Annotated in this window: 15 protein-coding genes; 1 reads left to right on the forward strand and 14 read right to left on the reverse strand. The window is 37.9% G+C overall.

Annotation, left to right across the window (positions count from 1 at the left end; genetic code table 11):
- Positions 1 to 588: 588 nt before the first annotated feature.
- Complete coding sequence (locus AC4CU0_RS07820; protein ID WP_180004515.1) at positions 589 to 774, reverse strand: ferredoxin reductase domain-containing protein; 186 nt, start codon at positions 772 to 774, stop codon at positions 589 to 591.
- 475 nt (positions 775 to 1,249) lie between these two features.
- On the opposite strand from AC4CU0_RS07820, the gene yddG reads away from it, so the two are divergent.
- Entirely contained in the window at positions 1,250 to 2,173 is a 924-nt protein-coding gene (gene yddG / locus AC4CU0_RS07825) for an aromatic amino acid DMT transporter YddG (protein ID WP_490747069.1), read from the forward strand.
- Between the two features lie 23 nt (positions 2,174 to 2,196).
- On the opposite strand, the gene AC4CU0_RS07830 is transcribed toward yddG, so the two are convergent.
- The 13 genes from AC4CU0_RS07830 to tssB form a co-directional block, all read right to left on the reverse strand.
- On the reverse strand, positions 2,197 to 3,495 hold the full coding sequence (locus tag AC4CU0_RS07830) for an MgtC/SapB family protein (protein WP_490747070.1): 1,299 nt from the start codon (positions 3,493 to 3,495) through the stop codon (positions 2,197 to 2,199).
- A gap of 273 nt (positions 3,496 to 3,768) precedes the next feature.
- A complete protein-coding gene (locus tag AC4CU0_RS07835; protein ID WP_490742884.1) occupies positions 3,769 to 4,656 on the reverse strand; it encodes a DMT family transporter in 888 nt (295 codons plus the stop codon).
- 240 nt (positions 4,657 to 4,896) lie between these two features.
- Positions 4,897 to 6,525: a long-chain-fatty-acid--CoA ligase gene (locus AC4CU0_RS07840; RefSeq protein WP_180163411.1), complete on the reverse strand. Its 1,629-nt coding sequence runs from the start codon at positions 6,523 to 6,525 to the stop codon at positions 4,897 to 4,899.
- A gap of 403 nt (positions 6,526 to 6,928) precedes the next feature.
- The gene (locus AC4CU0_RS07845) at positions 6,929 to 7,675 is read right to left on the reverse strand and encodes an OmpA family protein (RefSeq protein WP_490743481.1); all 747 of its coding nucleotides are present in this window, start codon (positions 7,673 to 7,675) and stop codon (positions 6,929 to 6,931) included.
- A gap of 20 nt (positions 7,676 to 7,695) precedes the next feature.
- A complete protein-coding gene (gene tagF, locus AC4CU0_RS07850; protein ID WP_168379476.1) occupies positions 7,696 to 8,655 on the reverse strand; it encodes a type VI secretion system-associated protein TagF in 960 nt (319 codons plus the stop codon).
- A 57-nt stretch (positions 8,656 to 8,712) separates the two neighbouring features.
- Positions 8,713 to 12,543, reverse strand: a complete 3,831-nt coding sequence (gene tssM, locus AC4CU0_RS07855) for a type VI secretion system membrane subunit TssM (protein ID WP_490742885.1) — start codon at positions 12,541 to 12,543, stop codon at positions 8,713 to 8,715.
- 28 nt (positions 12,544 to 12,571) lie between these two features.
- Complete coding sequence (locus AC4CU0_RS07860) at positions 12,572 to 14,017, reverse strand: hypothetical protein (protein WP_490742886.1); 1,446 nt, start codon at positions 14,015 to 14,017, stop codon at positions 12,572 to 12,574.
- A 2-nt stretch (positions 14,018 to 14,019) separates the two neighbouring features.
- A complete protein-coding gene (gene tssG / locus AC4CU0_RS07865; RefSeq protein WP_180163413.1) occupies positions 14,020 to 15,012 on the reverse strand; it encodes a type VI secretion system baseplate subunit TssG in 993 nt (330 codons plus the stop codon).
- A complete protein-coding gene (gene tssF, locus AC4CU0_RS07870) occupies positions 14,976 to 16,784 on the reverse strand; it encodes a type VI secretion system baseplate subunit TssF (RefSeq protein WP_180144710.1) in 1,809 nt (602 codons plus the stop codon). Before tssF ends, tssG begins: the two co-directional genes overlap by 37 nt.
- 15 nt (positions 16,785 to 16,799) lie before the next feature.
- Positions 16,800 to 17,276 (reverse strand): type VI secretion system baseplate subunit TssE, encoded by a 477-nt coding sequence (gene tssE / locus AC4CU0_RS07875; RefSeq protein WP_078190770.1) that lies wholly within the window; start codon positions 17,274 to 17,276, stop codon positions 16,800 to 16,802.
- 70 nt (positions 17,277 to 17,346) lie between these two features.
- Positions 17,347 to 17,850: an Hcp family type VI secretion system effector gene (locus AC4CU0_RS07880; RefSeq protein WP_078190771.1), complete on the reverse strand. Its 504-nt coding sequence runs from the start codon at positions 17,848 to 17,850 to the stop codon at positions 17,347 to 17,349.
- Positions 17,851 to 17,898: 48 nt separating this feature from the next.
- Complete coding sequence (tssC, locus tag AC4CU0_RS07885; RefSeq protein WP_078193363.1) at positions 17,899 to 19,383, reverse strand: type VI secretion system contractile sheath large subunit; 1,485 nt, start codon at positions 19,381 to 19,383, stop codon at positions 17,899 to 17,901.
- Positions 19,376 to 19,879: a type VI secretion system contractile sheath small subunit gene (gene tssB / locus AC4CU0_RS07890; protein WP_078193364.1), complete on the reverse strand. Its 504-nt coding sequence runs from the start codon at positions 19,877 to 19,879 to the stop codon at positions 19,376 to 19,378. Before tssB ends, tssC begins: the two co-directional genes overlap by 8 nt.
- Between the last annotated feature and the right edge of the window lie 4 nt (positions 19,880 to 19,883).

Raw genomic sequence — 19,883 nt, forward strand, 5'->3', positions numbered from 1 at the left:
AAAGATTCAAACAATAAGATTGGCTAGCAATTGATTAATCCACGCTTTGGAGAAGACAAAAGATTTTGATTAGGCCCACCTCACATCCAAGTAAGTTACATAAGTTTTAGTGACTTATGGTGGTCTGTCTTAAGAATCTTTATGCAATAGAGCCATAAACGAGCAAAACTCTACAAAATATTAAAAAAAATATTTACTCATAATTTTTAAATTTTACTCTTCACTGAACAATGCAATATATTGAAAATAAATAAATTACAAAAATATAGATAAACCTAATATAATATTCATAAACTTCACTTTCTTTTTTATCTTCCCGATCAACAAATAACTCCCATTATAAATTAGATCAACAAAGATAATAAAAAAAACTACTGCACCAATAAAACTCCAGAAACCTATCCCAAAAAAGTAAAACTTTATTAAAAAAATCAAAAACTCAATAATAAAAAAAATAGCTATAATTAGCCTTTTATAATCGTGATAAACTCTAATTACAAATTTATCCATTATTGTTCCTTTTTAAACTATCGATCCATCTCATTACGAACTGCATCATTATTTACTTCTTAAGTAGACATCAATTATTTAATACACATCACGGCGGTAACGACCTGCTTTACGCAGTGTATGCAGTTGTTCAATGCCCAGTATCTCTTGCAAAGTGGCATCTACCGCTTTGGCCATATTCAAACTGCCGCAGATATAGAGACAAGCCCCTTGCTCTAGCCAATCAAACAATTCAGCTTTTTTTACAACTAGGACATCTTGCACATACTTTTCAGCAAATCCATCACGAGAAAATACCCGATCGATTTCTGAAATTTTACCTTGGTTTTGTAATTCATGCAGTTCATCAGCAAAAATTGCATCGAAATCTTGTTAATGCTCACCATAAATTAACCAGTTTTGATAGTGCTCTGTTGCGACACGTTGCTTAAGATGTGAAAGCAAACCCGCCATTCCTGAGCCATTGCCAATCATAATTGCCGACTTAACGCCCTCTGCTAAGTGAAAATTTGGATTCGCACGAATATAGGCATGAATACATTGTCCAAGTTTTAAATCGTGCGTTAATAAGCCAGAACCTAAACCTAGTTCATCGCCATGCTGCTCTTGACGTAAGACGAGCTCTAAATCTTTTTAATTAAATAGAGTTTGATAATTTCACGCTTATACTAAACGACTGAATAAAGACTATAATAAAAATTAAAAATTCATTCGCCATTTGCGAAATCTTCGAGCAATCATGTCCAAAAATCTTGCAACGCTGATTGGATTCAGTGCAATCTTACAATGGTCTTCTATTGTTGGTTTACTTAAGAAAATTAGTTTCAGTATTGGCCCTGATCTTGCTGTGCTCTTTATGTATACCTTGAGCGCAATTATTCTATTGCTCTTATTTAAAATTCCAAACCTTAAACTGGTTCCGCGCCAATTTTTGATATACGCCACCCTTTTATTTGTGATTTATGAGTTGTGTTTTTCGTATGCCATTGCTTTGGCTCAAACAGCTCAACAAGCGATTGAAATCAGTTTAGTTAATTATTTATGGCCGAGTCTGACAATTGCCGCGTTAATATTATTTAAAGAATTAAAATTTAACTTTTTCGTAATCATTGGTTTAGCCATTAGTTTGGGCGGCATTATTTTAATCCAAACTATTAACGGAAGTTTTAACTGGTCTACAGTCTTTACCAACATTCAGTCCAATCCATTAAGCTATTTTCTTGCTTTTATGGGCGCTAGTTTATGGTCACTCTACTGTGTGATTACCCGTAAATACAGTCATGGACATAACCCTATTTCATTCTTTTTCGTCGTGATCACCATTGTGCTATGGCTAAAAATGTTGATATTTCACGGTATCCCGCGAATGCCTGCCGTAGACTTACATACCGGTAAGTATATGTTAATCGTGTCCATCGTGACCGCATTGGGTTATGCAGCGTGGAATGTAGGTATTATTAAAGGCAATATTACGATATTGGTGACTTTATCGTATTTTAGTCCGATTTTTTCTTCGGTTATTTCAATGTTTATATTACAGACACCACTGAGTTTAAGTTTTTGGCATGGTGCCATTTTGGTGACATTAGGTTCGCTGGTATGTTGGATTTCAACCAGTTGGCCACAAATTAAAGCCAGATTAATGCAATTGCGCCATGAATAATATGAAGCAGTCACTTGGCTCATTTATCTTAAACTGAATAGCAAAACCGCGATTAGGCACAGCATATGAAGTAACTGTGTTGGTGCAAAATATAGAAAATATTTCCAGCCACCTGTGAGAAATGCATTCACACATTTTGAAATCGCATGGGCTGATAATCCAATCACCACAGCATAAACCAATGTTAAATTGTCGATATTACCTTGCATCACAACGGTTGCCATAGCTGCATGGACTTCAAAGAGTGATGCTAATAATGTCCCTAAAATTAAACCTTTATCACCTAAAGCGAGATTTAATCCATAAACAAGTGCTTGGATCAAAGTAAGCGTGATGGCAATGATTGCCGCCTGTTTTAAGCTAAACATTCGACTATCGGTATTTTCTAACGGCACTGTTTCATTCGCCTCTACACGAAGCATTTCCAGTCCGGACTCATTATTAAAGTTAACTTTAGATGATCCATAAATCAGATATAGCGCAGCAAGGACCAATATTAATATGCCGACGATACATGGTATGACTAATATTTTAAACCAAGCAAAACTCACCCCAAGGACAATGATCAAGAGTTGAACCAATGTCGCAACACATGAAAAAAGTCCTGCCCCTGCATTACTTTTGGCACTGGCTTTTCCTGCTCGTACTTCCATACCTAAGCTTGCGATTGTTGCGGTGCTCGACACAAAACCTGATGCCAAGGCCGATAAAATAATGGCTTTATCAGAGGATAATAGCCGCTTGGCAATGTGTGCTAATGACTGCACCACCAAGATCAATATCAGTAATTTTAAAATCACATAGGGATTTAATACAGAACCCCAATAGGCCTGATTCGGCGTTAAAGGTAAGGCAATTAGGATCAATGCCAGTAAAAATACACCATCTCTTAACTCATAGTCTTTGATCCAATGCGCTGCAAAATGATGTAAGCCTTTTTTTCCAACTAATATGAGGGTCAGCACCACAGCCAAACACGCAGCCAGTGGAATATTAAAAACACAAGCGGCGCCGATTAAATAGGTCATGACAAAAGCAAGTTCAGTGGTTGTACCAATATCTTGTTTTTGTTGGCTTAATCCATAATAGCTAAACATACTGACGACAATTGCACCGATCACACCAACAGCTAAATGGATTAAAAAACACAATGCTCCAAACAACGCACAAATGGTAAATGAGCGTAAACCGGCAAAACTCTGTTCACTGTCCAAATTGTTGTTACGTTGACGCTCCAAACCGATGAGCAATCCACAGCCTAAAGCCGAAGCTAAAATCGTTAACAATGCGGGGAAGGATAAAGTTTGTATGAGTATTTCCAAATTTAAGCCCTCCCATCAATACATTGTTTATATTGGCAATATAAATAAAAAATAATATAAAAATTTAACGCTAAAATTTGAAAAAAACATATAAATTGAACAACTTGAGCATTTTCAATCATGTTCAAAGTTTAGTCATACTTTAAATCATAAACAATTCCATGATAAATATCCTAGTGGACATCAAATATTTCTCATCTTTTAATTAAAAAATATTCGAAAATCTGACTTAAATTCGGACTTTTTTACCTTCATGTCTGTTTAAAGCACACATTAAGCCCAAATCACCATAATCGCCGCAATCACCACTAGGGCTAAACCCCAATGATCAGTTCTTGCGAGTTTTTCCTTAAAGAAATAGGCAGAGATTAAGAGGCTAAATAATATTTCGATTTGACCTAGGGTTTTGACAATCGCAACCGTTTGCATACTCATAGCAGTAAACCAGCCCAAGGATGCTAGAAAGCTACAGACACTAACGCGAAAGGTCAGACCGACTCTATCCCACATGGCAATGAGCGTTTTGCGGCTAAATAGACTGAGGTACAGCAGCATAATCACACATTGAAAGCCAATTACACTCAACAATACCCACGCCGCACGATGCAAAGTCGGTAAATCACTTAGCTCTAAACTGGCTTCACGAACCAATAAAGAGGTAATTGCAAAACTTAATCCACTCCCTACACCAATGCATAAAGTTGGCCAAGATAACTTCTGTCGTTGAGAACCTTTGCTTAAAAGAAAAACGGCAACACCACCAACCAAAACACCAATCCAACCAAATAAACTTAAATGTTCACTTAAGAAAATCACTCCAACAATGGCCGCAAAGATCGCTTCACTTTTCGCTAAACCGACGCCGATGGCATAATTCTTTTGCTTAAAAAGCAACACCATTAAAATCGTCGCTAAAATTTGACTTAGGCCAGCAATCACCACATAAACCCAAAACATAGGTGTAAATGTGGTTACCTGAGTCACAGGCTGTTGTTGGTACAACACGAACAAATAAATGCAGGCAAATGGGAGCCCAAAAATAAACCGTGCAAGGGTGACACCATACACATCAACAGTGGTACTGAGTTGCTTTTGAAATGCATTGCGCCATGACTGCATAAAAGCAGCCATTAAAGTGAATAAGATCCAAACTGGAAACATAAGAAAGGTGGTTTAACGGTGGATGCCTCATCAATTTACGCTTTTATTGAATTGAATGCGACCCAACACGGCCAGATTATTCATTGAACTTGGTTATAAATTCGTTGAAAAAAATTTATTTAAAAACCTAATATTAAGAGCTTGGTATGTATCAAAATTTAAGTTTTTATAAAAAACGCAAAGGCATGTCACCTTTGCGTTTTGCTCTTTACCAGTATTTAGTTAGTGACTTACATTACGTTAGCTTCCTAGTAATACAGCACCAAATTGCTCACGTAGATCTTTTTTCAGCATTTTACCTGTTCCGCTCAATGGAATAGCATCCACGAAAATCACTTTATCTGGCACCTGCCATTTAGCGACTTTATCTGCATAATAATCCAAAATTTCTGTATCAGATAAATCGACATCTGGCTTTTTAATCGCAATTAGTACAGGACGCTCATCCCATTTCGGATGGCTCGCTGCAATCACAGCCGCCATTGCAATTTTAGGATGTCCCATAGCCAAATTTTCTAACTCAACAGAAGAAATCCATTCACCGCCAGATTTGATCAAATCTTTTGAACGGTCACTGATTTTTAAGAAACCATCTTCATTCAGCGTAGCAATATCCCCGGTATCAAACCAACCATCTGAGGTTAATGCGGACTCTGTTTTGCCAAAGTAATTGCCAATAATCCAATGCCCTTGGATCTGTAAATTACCTGTCGTTTCACCATCACGTGCAACTTCATATGTACCGCTTTCTTCATCGGTAATACGTAAATCGACCCCAAATGGTGGACGACCTTGTGACAAACGCACTTGTAATTGTTCTTCTTCAGATAATAACAAATGTTTGGCTTTAAACTGGTTTGAAGAACCTAATGGACTGGTTTCGGTCATTCCCCAAGCATGAATCGTTTCGCAGTTAAATTGTTCTTTAAACACTTTTAACATCGCAGGTGGGCAAGCAGATCCACCAACCACATTACGCACTAAACTTTGGAGCTGACTACCCGCTTGCTGCGCAGCATTGATTAATCCCTGCCAAATCGTTGGAACACCCAATGCAACAGATACTTTATAATCATCAATCATTTGCGTCAGGCTCGCACCATCTAAACCTGGGCCTGGTAGCACTAAAGTGCAACCTACCATAGCCGCAGCATATGGCGTACCCCATGCATTGACATGGAACATCGGCACAACAGGCATCATAATATCTCGCGCTGAGATATTTAATGAATCCGGCATACAAATCGCATAACTGTGTAAGACTGTTGAACGATGGCTATACAACACGCCTTTCGGATTGCCTGTGGTACCCGAGGTATAACATAAAGAACTAGCCGATAATTCATCTAATTCTGGCCATGTATAGTCTGCAGATTGTCCCGCAATAAGTTCATCATAAAATTTAACATCTGGCACCGCTTCGACAATTGCTGCATCTGGTGCATCTAAACAAATAAAATGTTCAACAGATTTTAATAGTGGTTTTACTGCTTTGATTAACGGCAAAAAGGTTTTATCAAATAACATCACGCGGTCTGCGGCATCATTGATGATAAAAATTAATTGTTCTGGAAATAAACGCGGATTAATGGTGTGACAAACATAGCCGCTACCTGAAATAGCGTACCAAGACTCTAAATGACGGTGGTTATTCCAAGCGATGGTCGCAACACGATCCCCTAAATTTAAACCGAGTGATGCAAGAACATTGGCAAATCGTTTTGAATTTTTATGGACATCACCCCAAGTGGTTTTCGTAATCGTCGTGTCTGTATTTTTTGAAATTACTAAACTATCCGCATGATAGCGACCCGCATGTTCAATCATGCTACTAATCAAAAGCGGTTTAAACATCATATTACCAAGCATTCTTTGCTCCCACATTCATCCATATTGAGTTGTTGTTTTTCCACACTGTCCTGCAGATTTTTTAAAACTTTGCACCATGTCAAAAGTGATTGTTCTTTATCGACAAGGTTAAAGCAGTAGATATGAAACGCATATCCAAAACTGATTCTTATGTTTTAACCTTAATTGATTTTAGAATCCACTGTTTTATTGCTCAAAATATGAATGCTTTAGTGGTATAAAATGCAAAAATTAAAGCTTTAGCCCTATTCAAAATATAGTCTTATTTAGTTATAACACTGCTGCTTTAAAAATGTCGTTTTCAGTTATCAAATAATCGACTGAGTCAATTGGCATAAAAAAACCCAGTCTAGATACACTGGGTTCATTCATTGCATTAGCCGTTGCAGTTAAGTTGAAATAGTTACAGCACTTCAAACTCAATACGACGGTTTTTCTTACGACCTTCAGGCGTAGCATTGTCTGCTACAGGCTTATTTGAGCCCATCCCTTCAGTACTTAAGTTCGCCGCTGCAATATTTTTTGAAATCAGGTAGTTTTTAACTGCATTAGCACGATCTTGGCTTAAACTTAAGTTTTTCTCAGGATTCCCCGAGCTGTCTGTGTGACCAATAATTCGTACTTTTTTCCCACCGACGCGATTCAGTGCGACAACCATTTCATCTAAGATCTGTACCCCAGATGGCGCTAAAATCGCGCTTCCAGATTCAAATTCAATAATACGATTACGTAAAGCCGCATCAATAATGGCCTGTTCAGCCTGATTGACAGAAAGCTGTGCATTGAAACGAAAAGGTGCTGTGACCAAAGACTGGAACTTCGTAGTCGTTGGTTGGATATCATCTTGATTCGACATCTTGCCACTTAAATCGACTTGCGTTCCGCGAACAGAGAGTTTTCCCTGTTTTACTTTTTTTAAGTCATCATTAATCATTTGGCTTACGCTATTGCCCCAACCATTGGGTGCAGTAACCGCTCGAACCTGAATTTTATCAACCACATTTGCCTGACCATAGGTCAAATAGGCTTTATTTAATATTTCTTGCTTGGTTGCTTCATTCGGTACAGCGCCTTCAATCACAATAGGCTCTGCCCAAAGCAAAGTCGAACAACCTAAAATGCACACACTCGCAAGAAATTTGGGCAACATTGGTAAGATTCTTTGCATCATTATTCTTCTATAAAAGTCTGTCTAAAAAGTTTAATGCCATGAATAAGGCTGATCTGACGCTCACTCAAAGACTGTTCCAATACGGCTAAGCCTGCATTTTGTTCAAGATAAGGATCAATCCAACTGGCATCAATCAAGGAAACCCAATGATCACTTTGCATATTTTGGGTAAAAACATCATTGAGTGCAGTAATATCAGCACCTTGAAAACCAAACAGTAAAACTGGCGAATCACTGTGTAGGATGCCAATGAGTAACTCAGCATCTTGGTTTTCGACAAAGCGACTAATTAAATTGACCCAAAAAGCCGCAATTTCATAACAGTAACTAATATTATTGATCGGTAAGATCAACACTTTATTCAACCGAGACGTACCCTGATGAATAATCGGTTGTAGCAGCAAACCGAGACCAATCATGCTTTGCGCCAACTGATAAGGCGTAAAATTCAATAAACGTGCAAATGAATGCAACGTATGATGCTCATAAAAAGAAGAGGTTTCTTCTGTCCCGAACACTTGAATTTCGTTATTCAGTTTGCCTAATTTATCGAGCAAAATATCGGGATCGCGAATAGAACGCATCACTCGGTTACGCTGATATAAGTCAATTAAGGTTTGTTTATAACGATAAGGTGCATACAAAATATTATCGAAAGGATCATCGATTTCTAGCAGATGAGCCAGCACCATTGGAAATTGACGCTTTGAACTGTCTTCACTGCTAATCAAATTGGCAACCAAAAAACGCTTATCTTTTGGACTGGCAATAAAGAAATCTAATGAAGGCAGTGAGTTATACGCTGCATTAAAATTGTCTGAACGCATAGCGAACTCAAGCGCCTCCGTGATCCACTGATCGATTAACTGAATCAGTGAATATTGTTCACGGCTCTTTAAGAAGTCACCACGAGCTGGACATTTTCCATAATACAGCGGTGTCGTTCTCACTTCATACATCGTCACACTCCTTGTTCTTTTGCACGAATGCCACCGCTCTCATTTTTAAATTCATCATCATGGTGTTGCTGTTCCTTGTACAACACTCATCGGTGAAGTCGCTGGCGCTACAGGCGCTTGTCCTGCAGGCATCGTTTGCGCTGCGACGACACGAACACCTTTATTCGTCACCACTTGATCAACAAGAGTCATACCTGAATAGCCTGAACCTGTAGTTGGGCCAGATGCGTTACCACTAATTAAACGGAAGTTCACTTTTACAAACACTTTTGGATTTTGTTTGCTACGCCACACCATTTCAAATGAATTACCATTTTGTGTACGCTGAGCGCCTTCAACCAATCGGTTAATACCATATTCACCCGGCTCATCAAAAATCGTATGCGTTTGACCTTCCAAGTCAATTGCAGTAATACGTGCACCCGGAATTGCCCCTTTATTTGGCCAAACGAAGTTCACCCATTGCTGAACACCGTTTTCATACACCATACGCTGACCATCAATATCAATGGTATATGAAAGTAACTGTGTGTTTTCTAATGGGAAGAACTGGAAGTTCGATTGATTGGTTGCCGCAGGTGCTGCTTGACTCAATTCCCCTGTAGCAACGCCATTACTTGGCGCAACATAGCGTTGGAAATTCGCTACGAATTGTGGATTTAAACCAATGCCCAAATCTTTCCATGTTTTCGTGGTTAAGGTATAGCCACGACGAATCACCAATGGATCTAAATATTCTTTTACAAAGCGAGCGATACTTCCGTTTTCACCAAAAATTTGGCTAATTTCATTACTGGTCGCTTGTAAAGTAGCATTGCTATTAAATGGATATTTAGGTGCAAGATTGGTTGTAAATGGTTGATACGCCTGCATTGCCCACAACTTATTAATTTCGTTTTGAGCTGGAATCAAAAGAACTTCAAATGACTGAGTCACCGGCTGCATAAAGAGTTTTTGAATCAACTGTTGATCTAATTCATTCAGACCCACAGACATTTTTTCATCCACAAATTTTTGCGTGCTATTAAAGACTGAGCTTTGATCATTGATGGTTTGTTTCACCAATGTCATGCTTGCAGGCCCCATATCACCGCCACTCTTCAAATCATTGAACTTACTACGTACTTGACTCAAAGACAGCATGTATTCATCTAAAATAGATTTGTTTTGCTGATCATCACGCTTACGAACTAGTTGATAGAACACATCAAATTCTTTTGCAATAACACCTTGACCGGCTTTAGAAGCAACTTGCTGTGCCTGCTGCGCATCATCACGGCTGAGGACTTTACGTTTAAACCACGCAATAAAACCTTTCTGAGGCGCAGCCAGTTCTGCTTGAACAATTGGATTATCCCAACTGGTTTCTTTCGCAATACGGTCCACCACTTTACGAATTGGCGAATTCTCAGGTTCACCTAAAATATCGATAAAACGTGACTGCTGAGCGACATCTGCACCTTTTCCATAATGCACAGCATTTAAAAATTTACGCCATTCAGCGATATATTCCTGCTTATAAAGTTCGGTTAACTGTTTACTGATCTGATCTGGACTACCACTAAACGTCAGGTCATCAGAGCGATTGGTATTGAGTACCCAATCTTGGGTATCTGTCGGATTATTCGCAGCTTGGTTAATCGCATCTTTTACATAATCATTCCATGCTTGGTAAGTAAAAATACCCGGCAAGGCATAACTACCTAACATGCTGTTTTGGCCTGTTTCACCTAAAATTTGCTTCACAGTTACTGCAGGGAAACGTACCGAACCACGCATTTTAATTTCATTATAAACGCGGTCACGTGCAGGAATACCCATAGTAACAGCCGTCAATAATTGACGTGTTTGATCAACCAATAAAGGATCAGATTCCATTTGCGGGAACGCAGGATCAACAGCTAAAGTCATCGCATAAGATAAAACTTGTTCTGCTTTTTGAATCATTTCCCCACGTGGCATTTGACCACGATTTGAATCTAACCATGAACGCCAGAAACGAGTAACTTGGTCACTCAAATGGCTCGATTCCATATATTTATGATTGCTCATCATCAAATACGCCTTCAGTGCATTGTAGGCATCCTGAGGATTAGTATCCGATGGTTCTAAATAGGGCTGATTTGATTTCACAGCTTGAGTGATTTGCACATTGACGTGATTTTCTTTCAACGTCGCTTCATTGGCTTTAACGCGCTGTAAGTACTGCGCCATATTTTGCTGAGATGGTGCCAATACAATTTGTTGAATACCTCGTAAATACTCAACTTTGAGTTTTTCACGAATTTTATTCCCTTGGTATAAACCAAAGCTATATTTCAAAGGACGATCTTCATCAAAATGATCGAGCTGCTGTAAATGCCCTTGTAATATCAGCAATGCATCCAATTGAGTCGAAAGCTCACTTCCGCTACGGCTTTCCATTTGTACAACTTTGTCTAGGTCTGCCTGAACTTCAGCCACGAGTTGTTGGTTATTACGATACGACCAAACCCATAATCCAAGCACCACAGCAACCAATAATAATGCAGCAATAAATGCCATAAAACGCTGACGCTTACGTGCAGGATTGATATGTTGTTTAACCAGATTTTTATCTTTTAAAATGACGGTTGAAAAGAGTCCTTTTAAGAAATAACCATGATCTTGCGAAACAGAATTTGTCGGAATGCCAAACTCACTATCCGTACTTTTCACCAAATGAAAATCTTCAGCAATTTGTTCGGTCATTGGACTTTCAATCACACCTTCTTGTAACGCACTGGTGAAATAGAAACCACGGAATACCGGTTTAAACTGATAAGGGTTGTCTTGAAACAACGTACCAATAAAAGTTTTTAGCACTGGCTTTAAGCTTTTAAACTCTAGCGGAAATGTCATTACACTTGGAGAGATATTTTGCGAATGACGACGACTCAAGTGTGTCGTACTGACGCTCTTCAAACCATCATATAAAATTGAATAATGCTTTTCGAACATCTCAACAGCATGTTCGGATGAGTCTGGATCATAAGGCAGTGTTGCACCCCAAACTTGATCAAATTCATCCTTATCATAACAATCAAAAAATTCAGTAAAGCCAGCAATCAAATCCATTTTTGAAAAAACGATATACACTGGCGCAAAAATTTCTAAACGTTCAGTCAAATCCTGTATACGTGCGCGTAAGTTTTTGGCTAATTTGATTGATTTTTCAGGACTTTGACTAACAAGCTCCGCCACAGAAACAATCACGATTAAACCGTTAATTGGTGCTTTAGAACGGTTTTTTTTGAGAATATTTAAGAAACCTAACCATTCAGAATGGTCTTCGGCATAAACTGAATATCGACCTGCAGTATCGAGTAACACCCCATCTGTAGAGAAAAACCAATCGCAGTTACGAGTACCACTTAGACCTGCCGACACCATTTTCTGATGAGTTTCTTCAAATGGAAATCTAAGACCAGAATTATAAATCGCTGAACTTTTACCCGCTGCTGGGTTACCAATCACCATGTACCAAGGTAATTCATATAGGGCTGCATTCCCCTTTTTGTCGCCGAGTTTTGATTTACGGATAAGTTGAATCGAGTCTTTCATTTGCTGATTGATCAGCGCAAGTTCTTCTTTATTTTTTTGTTTACCGTATTCAGCTTCATTATCTTTGGCAATTGCCTCAGCAAGCTCTTCGCCTTGCTGTTTATGACGATAATGTTGTACTAACTCATAAATACCCCACAGAATTAATCCGAGAATATAAACAGCAACCACAATGTAAAAAGTCTTTTGCGGAATCGAATTATGCATAGCCACAATAGCTACAAAAAATGACAAAGCCACCATCGCTTTAGGATTGGTGACGTACTGCCAAACATAACCGAGGATCGTATAAAATAGTGTGTTCACAATGTTCTCAATTTCGTCTTAATTCTAATTAAACAGTTTCTTGTTCAAGTTCATCTTCGACTGAAAATGTTTGAATAAAAGCAAATGTCGATTCTTGGTCTGTGCTATAAATCATGGCAGTTAACTCTTCTGGCAAGTGCATACCCAACATGAATCCAAAAATTTTTGCCAATTGCTGGGTATTTCCAAGATTCTGTTTTGTATATAAAAAATGATAGGTTTCAATCGCGGTTTCATTAAATTTATGCTGTAATGTTTTCACCACTTTCATATCTGTAGCATCATCTAACATCAATAAAAAGGGTTGTTCTTGATCATACTGATCTAAATTATTCAGTGCTTGAAGCTCTAAATGACGTTTCAACTCAGGTTCATGTGCCACCACTTGTAGCACTTTATTTGGAATTAAGCCTCGAACTTGAACGTCTGAAGCAGCCAAACACCAACTCGATGTAAACTCTGCAGCAATGTATTTTTCTTGTAGCCACATCTTTTCATCAATCCATTCTTGATCGATTTCAGAGTCAGCATTGAGAATCAAACTGACTTCAGACTTTTGTTTTGAAATCATTTCTAAAATGGTTAACCATTCTGAATAAGCGACTTGAGTGCCGATAAAATGTGGCTCGATATGAATTTGTTCGGGAATGATCGAAAATCCGTCAGATAGATACTGCTGAATAATTTGGGCATAATCATCATTCCATTGATGAATCAAATTATCAGCAAGCAAAATATGGACATTTAAACGATTTAAACGTGAAACTTGCTGTGCATTGTTCGCCAAATGTTCTGGATGTTCATCTTGCGTATAATCTGGATCCACCCAACCCGGATGCATACGGTACTGATATGCCAATTCACTATCATAAAAGAGTGCTGATTGCTTCAGATGCTCAGCAATTAAAAATAGACTTTCAACGTGTTGCTCTAGTTGTTGCTGAATAAGTGACTGGATTCGTTTTTCACGCATGGTGATGGCACTAAATTCATCATCTGCTTCTTCACTAGTAAGTTCATCTAAATCTTTGATTCGAAATGAAAGAACAGGCAAACCGTATGCATTAAATAACTTATCATCGAGTTCAGGACTTTTGAATTGCTGAATATCTTGGATGATTTGTTCGTTTTCACCAAAACTATGCCAAGCCGCTGAAGAATAAACATTTAAACGAAATTGCTGTACATCAATAGGCTTAGGTTTTGCTTGTTCAATGGCCTCAAGTTGTTGTTGCTCAGCTTGTTCTTCTGCACGTTTTTCAGCTTCAAGTTTTTTTTCTTTTTGATGTTGAATGCCTTTATAAATCAAATAAGGCGACAAAATAATTGCACATAAAGCTAAAGGAAGAAGTAAAAAGTATGTGACTAAATCGAAAGCCGTCGGGTCATAGCCTGTATCTCGCCAGTAAAAAATCACGAAAGCAGTACACAAAACAAAAAGCGTACTAAAGGTACCAATTATTAATTTCAGCATTATTATAAATTCCCCATTAAGGCATAACAGGTTTCTGTATTATCGACCTGTTTATTCGGCTGTAAAAATGCTCCCTGAGCTAAACCAATTCCGCTCAAAGAATTTAAACACACCGGTTTTATTTCTTCTTTTTGTAAAATTAAGCGCACATCCACCATTAATGTTGGACTGCACCAAGTTTGAATCATTTGTTTTAATTTTAGGCTGCGTGCCTGATTCGGTAAAAATGTTAAATAATCTTCATGATTTAAAGGTCCAATCACGATTTCAATTTTTTCGTCAATCTGTTGAATCTTCTCACCACAAAAAGTATTCAGCCCCAATAAGCTCGGCTGAGATCCACCTAAACATGTTCTCTGATCTTCTTCAAATACAAAAGTTTCAGGGATAAATTCTCGAATATCAAAATTCTGCTTAAAGATACAGTTCAGCATGGTTTTTAATGCATACGCTGTATTGTTTTGTCCCTGCATTAAACCTGAAAACTCTGCAAAATAATCATCTAAATCAGGCTGATCATGCTGGCTACGGATATAACCATTTAATGCATGTAAAATATCAAGATAGTGATTATCCTGCTCGATTTCATAACGAATAGGTAAATGATAATTTAAACTGGCATCAACATAATGTGCTGTTAATTTATGATTAAACAGCCCTAAAAACTTTTGAGTTTCGTGTCGCTGATGTCGCCCGCTGAGCTTAATCTTATTGGTATAACTATAAGGTAATGCACCTTGAATACCCGTTAAACCTACCATTAAATTTGTCAGTTCAACTTTCTCATCGTTGAACTCTAAACTTTCAATTTCAGTGTTCGGGAAGTTCAGATTAAGTGAACTATTAAACTCAAAGTCATTTGCCCAGTGAACTTGAGCCGCGCCATAAGGTGTATGTCTTAACAAACGAGTGGCTTGTACAAACTCGTAAGCTTTCGGTTCTTGAAAAAGTCCGTCAATTACAGAGCTTTCTTGCCACCAACGTTCTGCACGCATTGGTATAACTCCTGTTGACTATTTGCATCAAAAACCGAGACATCGACAAAGCTGTTCATATTGACTTTTAAGTTAAAGATATGTGCTAGCAATTGACTATATATATACAGGCTATGTCCTCTAAAGATATCTGCATCAATGTATAGCTGAACTTTTAAACCTCTGACAAATAATGGAAACGGTTTACTATCCACAAGTTTCTGCGTGGTAGAAAACTGAATATTTTTTATGGAGTCGATAATAATTTGGTTTTCTTTCGATTTAGGTAAATTATACAATTCCAAAAGTTCTTTAATATGAGAGACCGCATCGCCTTTCATTAAAGACATATTATTCAAAGATAAATGTGAAATGACCCGCCACTGTTCTTGTTTATTTTGCTCAAAATAATACGGTAACGACGGTCGTTTGAGCATCAGAGCACGACGTGCCAAATTACTATCATTCAGAGTTAATGCATTTTGATCTTTATTATAACTTTCGTAAGGTAACTCACGATTACTACATAGTAGTTCAGTACTAATAAAATCGGACTGAGTGCTATGTGGGTCTAAAGCACGAGATATGATTGAATAGTTTAATTCCTGATGTTTATTCTTCATCTGCTGCGGATTTAAACTATAAAAAAACTGGACTTTATCCTGATGATAATGACTCATTGCAAAAAAAGGCAGTACCGGATAATACACTTCATCTTGGTTACTTTTTTCACGCACCATATTCATTTTTAAAATGCTATAGGCTTGAAAATATTCAGGATAGTGTGCATCTGTCACCAATGGATATTCCATTCGCTTATGATTAATCTTTTGCGGCTCTGCTTGTTTATTGAAAAGATTAACAATTGGTGTAGCAAACAATTTAAAATTTGCAGCATTTAATTCAGAATAATTTCGAATCGCTGCTTGATCATTTAAATTGAGTTTAAAGTGCATTTGAACATCAAATTCACTATGTTCTAAACTTAAAAACTTAATGAAATCTAGATTTAGATTTAAAAAATTGAATTTTTCAGGAACACAAAAATATTCCATCAGTAAACGATATGCATGATGCGTATGTTGATCGATAGGTAGAACACTTTGAACTTCATCAAAGCCCATAATTTCAAATGGATTGGCAATATCAAAAATGTGCTGCCCCACACGAATCGAAAAACTTGTAGTCGATTTAAAAATACTATCTAAAACCTGCAAAGGAAAATTAGAAATAGCGTCTAAAAAGATCGGCAAAGTTTCATTTTTGAGTAAAGCGTGCTTATTCGAAAAAATTTCAAATCCTAAGCTCAATGTGGCATTTTGATTTAAATGCATATGTGCCGATGGATGAGTTTTGAAATTGAGCTGTTTTAATTGAATCGGTAATAATGTGACTTCTTGTACCGTCTGATATTCACATTGAACACCACGCGTACTTTTGGCTTTTAGACTGGTCGCCTTTGGAATAACGTGTCGATCTGTTAATTGCTTAATTTTATTTATATCTTCGAAGCTCACCACAGAACATGCAGGAAATGGTTTTAAATATTGAGGAAACATCACCTCAAAAATTGAACGGGTAAAAACGTCATAACTATCTGCAAGTTTTTTATCAATCCGTGCAGAAATTAAAGAAAAGGCTTGAATTAAACGCTCAATATGCGGGTCATCTATTTGTTCTTGGTTTAAAGACAAACGCTGGGCGATTTTGGGGTATTTACTGGCAAACTCACGGGACTGTTGTCCAAATTCCTGTAGTTGTTTTTCGTAATACGGTAACAGCTCTTCAATCACAGATAACCCACTTCATTAAGCTCTTGGAGAAATAACATATTGTTGTGTTGTTGGTTTTAATAAGGCATCAAAAATAACTGGTTCGTATAAAGGATGAATATTTAAATATGCCTGAATACTTAAACATAGTGCCCCCATATTATGGCCATCCATGAGCATTTCGACTCGAATCTGTTTTAAACGCGGTTCATGTGCAGCAATCGATTGCTCAATTGACTGGCAAATTTTGTCGCGATCCGATGGATTTGCTGTCGATAAGCCCACAAAATCGATAATACCAAATTGCAAAATAGACTTTTTTGCTAATGGAAAGTCATCAATCAGTTCATCTAACTTTGCCACCCGACTATTGAGGAGATCCTCTAAATCGGAAGCAACAGATTCACGAAGTTCTTGCAAAGACAGACCTTGAGTCTGCTGAGCATCTGCTGGTAATAAGCGGTCAAATAAAGTCGTTCTAAAACCATAAGGATAAAGCTGATCGAGATTCATATCTTGTTATAAATATTTAAAAAAATGAAAATAGAGGCTACCCAAGTAAGCCTCTATCTGAATCCATCTATTACGCTGCGTATGAAGCAGTGTTGTTAGATAATGACCACTTCTTAGTAACAGCACCTTTCGCAGTACCGTTAATATCTTGTTGGTTATATGTCCACTCTACTGCAGCATATTTCAAACCAAATGATTCGTGTGGAACACCTTCATCATTTACAGTTGGTGTCACGCTAGAAACCAACACATGTTTCAGTTTGATTTGAAGATATTTAATGCGTTTGTCGCCATTCGCACGGTAAAAATCAATTTGAACTTCATCAAATGTATAACCTGCTGAACATGCTTCCCAAAGTTTAGGGCTTGTCGCATCTAAATCTTTAACAAAAACCATGTCAGAATGTTCTACACGTTCTGCAGTGTGACCACCCACACTTGAAGAAGTCGCAGATTTAGGTTGACGGATGTTATGCGTCCAAGAGTTTACTTCTAACCAACTCTTGTGCTCTGCATCACGAGATTCGCCGTCTACTTTGTACTTACCACGAAATTGAATGTATATATCTTTCATTGTTCTGAATACCTATTTATTTAAAGTTATTATAGTGTTGACCCAAAATTAATTTGAGGACTGAGGTAACTCGGTCACAAGTCGTAATGAAACAGACAACTCATCCAACTGGAAATGTGGTCTTAAGAAAACCACAGATTTGTAGTGACCAGGCAAAGCTGGATTTTCTACAACTTTTACAGAAGCTTCACGCAATGGATACTGAGCTTTAGCTTCTTGAGATGCACCATCATCGAGTAATACATATTGCGATAACCATTCATTTAAGAAGGTCTCAACATTACCCGCTGATGCAAAACTACCCACTTTATCACGCATCATTGCTTTTAAATAATGTGCAATACGTGAAACTGCCATGATGTATTGGATCTGGCTAGACAATGCAGAGTTGGCATTTGCTGTATCGCTATCATATTTTTTAGGTTTTTGCGTCGATTGCGCACCGAAAAATGCTGCATAATCCGTATTTTTGCAGTGTACCAACGGAATAAAACCAAGATCGCTCAATTCTTTTTCACGACGGTCAGTAATGGCAATTTCAGTTGGACATTTAAAGACCACTTCGCCATCATTGGTTTTGAACGTATGGACAGGCAAGCCTTCAACTAAACCACCACCTTCTACACCACGAATCGCAGCACACCAACCATGCATATCAAAAGCATTGGTTAAACGCGTACCAAAGGCATAAGCCGCGTTCATCCATAAATATTCATTATGGTTTTCACCTGAAACTTCTTCAACGAAGTTAAAGCCTTCAGTGGCAATACCTTCTTTTGGATCATATGGCAAACGACCCAATACACGTGGCATTGTCAACGCAACATAACGTGCATCGTCACTTTCACGGAATGAACGCCATTGTACATATTCTGCTGTTTCAAAGATTTTAGATACATCACGCGGACGATCAATATCAGTAAAAGACTCTAGTCCCAACATATTTGGGCTTGCAGCCGAAATGAACGGTGCGTGTGCAGCCGCCGCGACATGTGAAATTTGCTCAAGCAAATACATATCAGATGGTGTACGGTCAAACTCAAAGTCACCAATCAATGTTGCATAAGGCGCACCACCGAATGATCCATATTCTTCTTCATAGATTTTTTTGAACAATGTGCTTTGGTCAAAATCGGTCGCACCTTGGAAATCTTTAATCAGCTCTTTTTTCGTCGTATTTAACATACGAATTTTTGTTAAAGAGTTTGAAGGTGTTTCTTGGCAGAAATAATACAAACCGCGCCATGTCGATTCAATTTTTTGAAATTCAGCATGGTGCATGATTTTACTTAACTGAGATGAAATCAACGCATCAATTTCAGCAATACGCTTATCAATTGATAAAGTCATATTGTCCGAAACGGTGATGGTACCTGCCATGACTTCTTTGGCAAGTTCACCGATCAGACTTTTTGCACGATCATGTTCTTGATCTGTACGCGCGATACGACTTTGTTCAACAATTGAATCTAAAAGTGAATATTGTTCGGTTGCTTCAAGGTTTGCAGCAGTTGCAGTATTAAAATTACTCATTTTCTGCCTCCACACTCAACTTACGAATTTGATCAGTGTTATGTAACACTTCATCCAGTAAATCTTCTAAGCGTTCATTATTTGAAATTTTATTACGCAAGTCAGACAGACGCTCACGCGCGGCAACTAACTTTTGTAATGGATCAACCTGTTGTACAACTTGCTCTGGAGTGAAATCGGCCATGCTCTTAAATGTAAGATCTACCGACATTTTTCCACCGTCTTCAGTCAAGGTATTCTCAACTTGAAAATTAGCACGTGGCGCTAAAGACTCCATTACCTCATCAATATTATCTAAATCAACATTAATGAATTTCTTGTCTTTTAATTTAGTTTTCTCTACTTCAGATGCCGCAGAGAAATCACCTAACACCCCAACAACGAATGGTAACTCTTTAATTTCTTTACCGTCGCCAACTTCAACATCGTAAGTCAATTGAACACGAGGAGGACGAATTCGTTGAAGTTTTTTCTGTACACTTTCACGTTTTGCCATGAGT

Source organism: Acinetobacter sp. LipI_15, assembly GCF_058242865.1.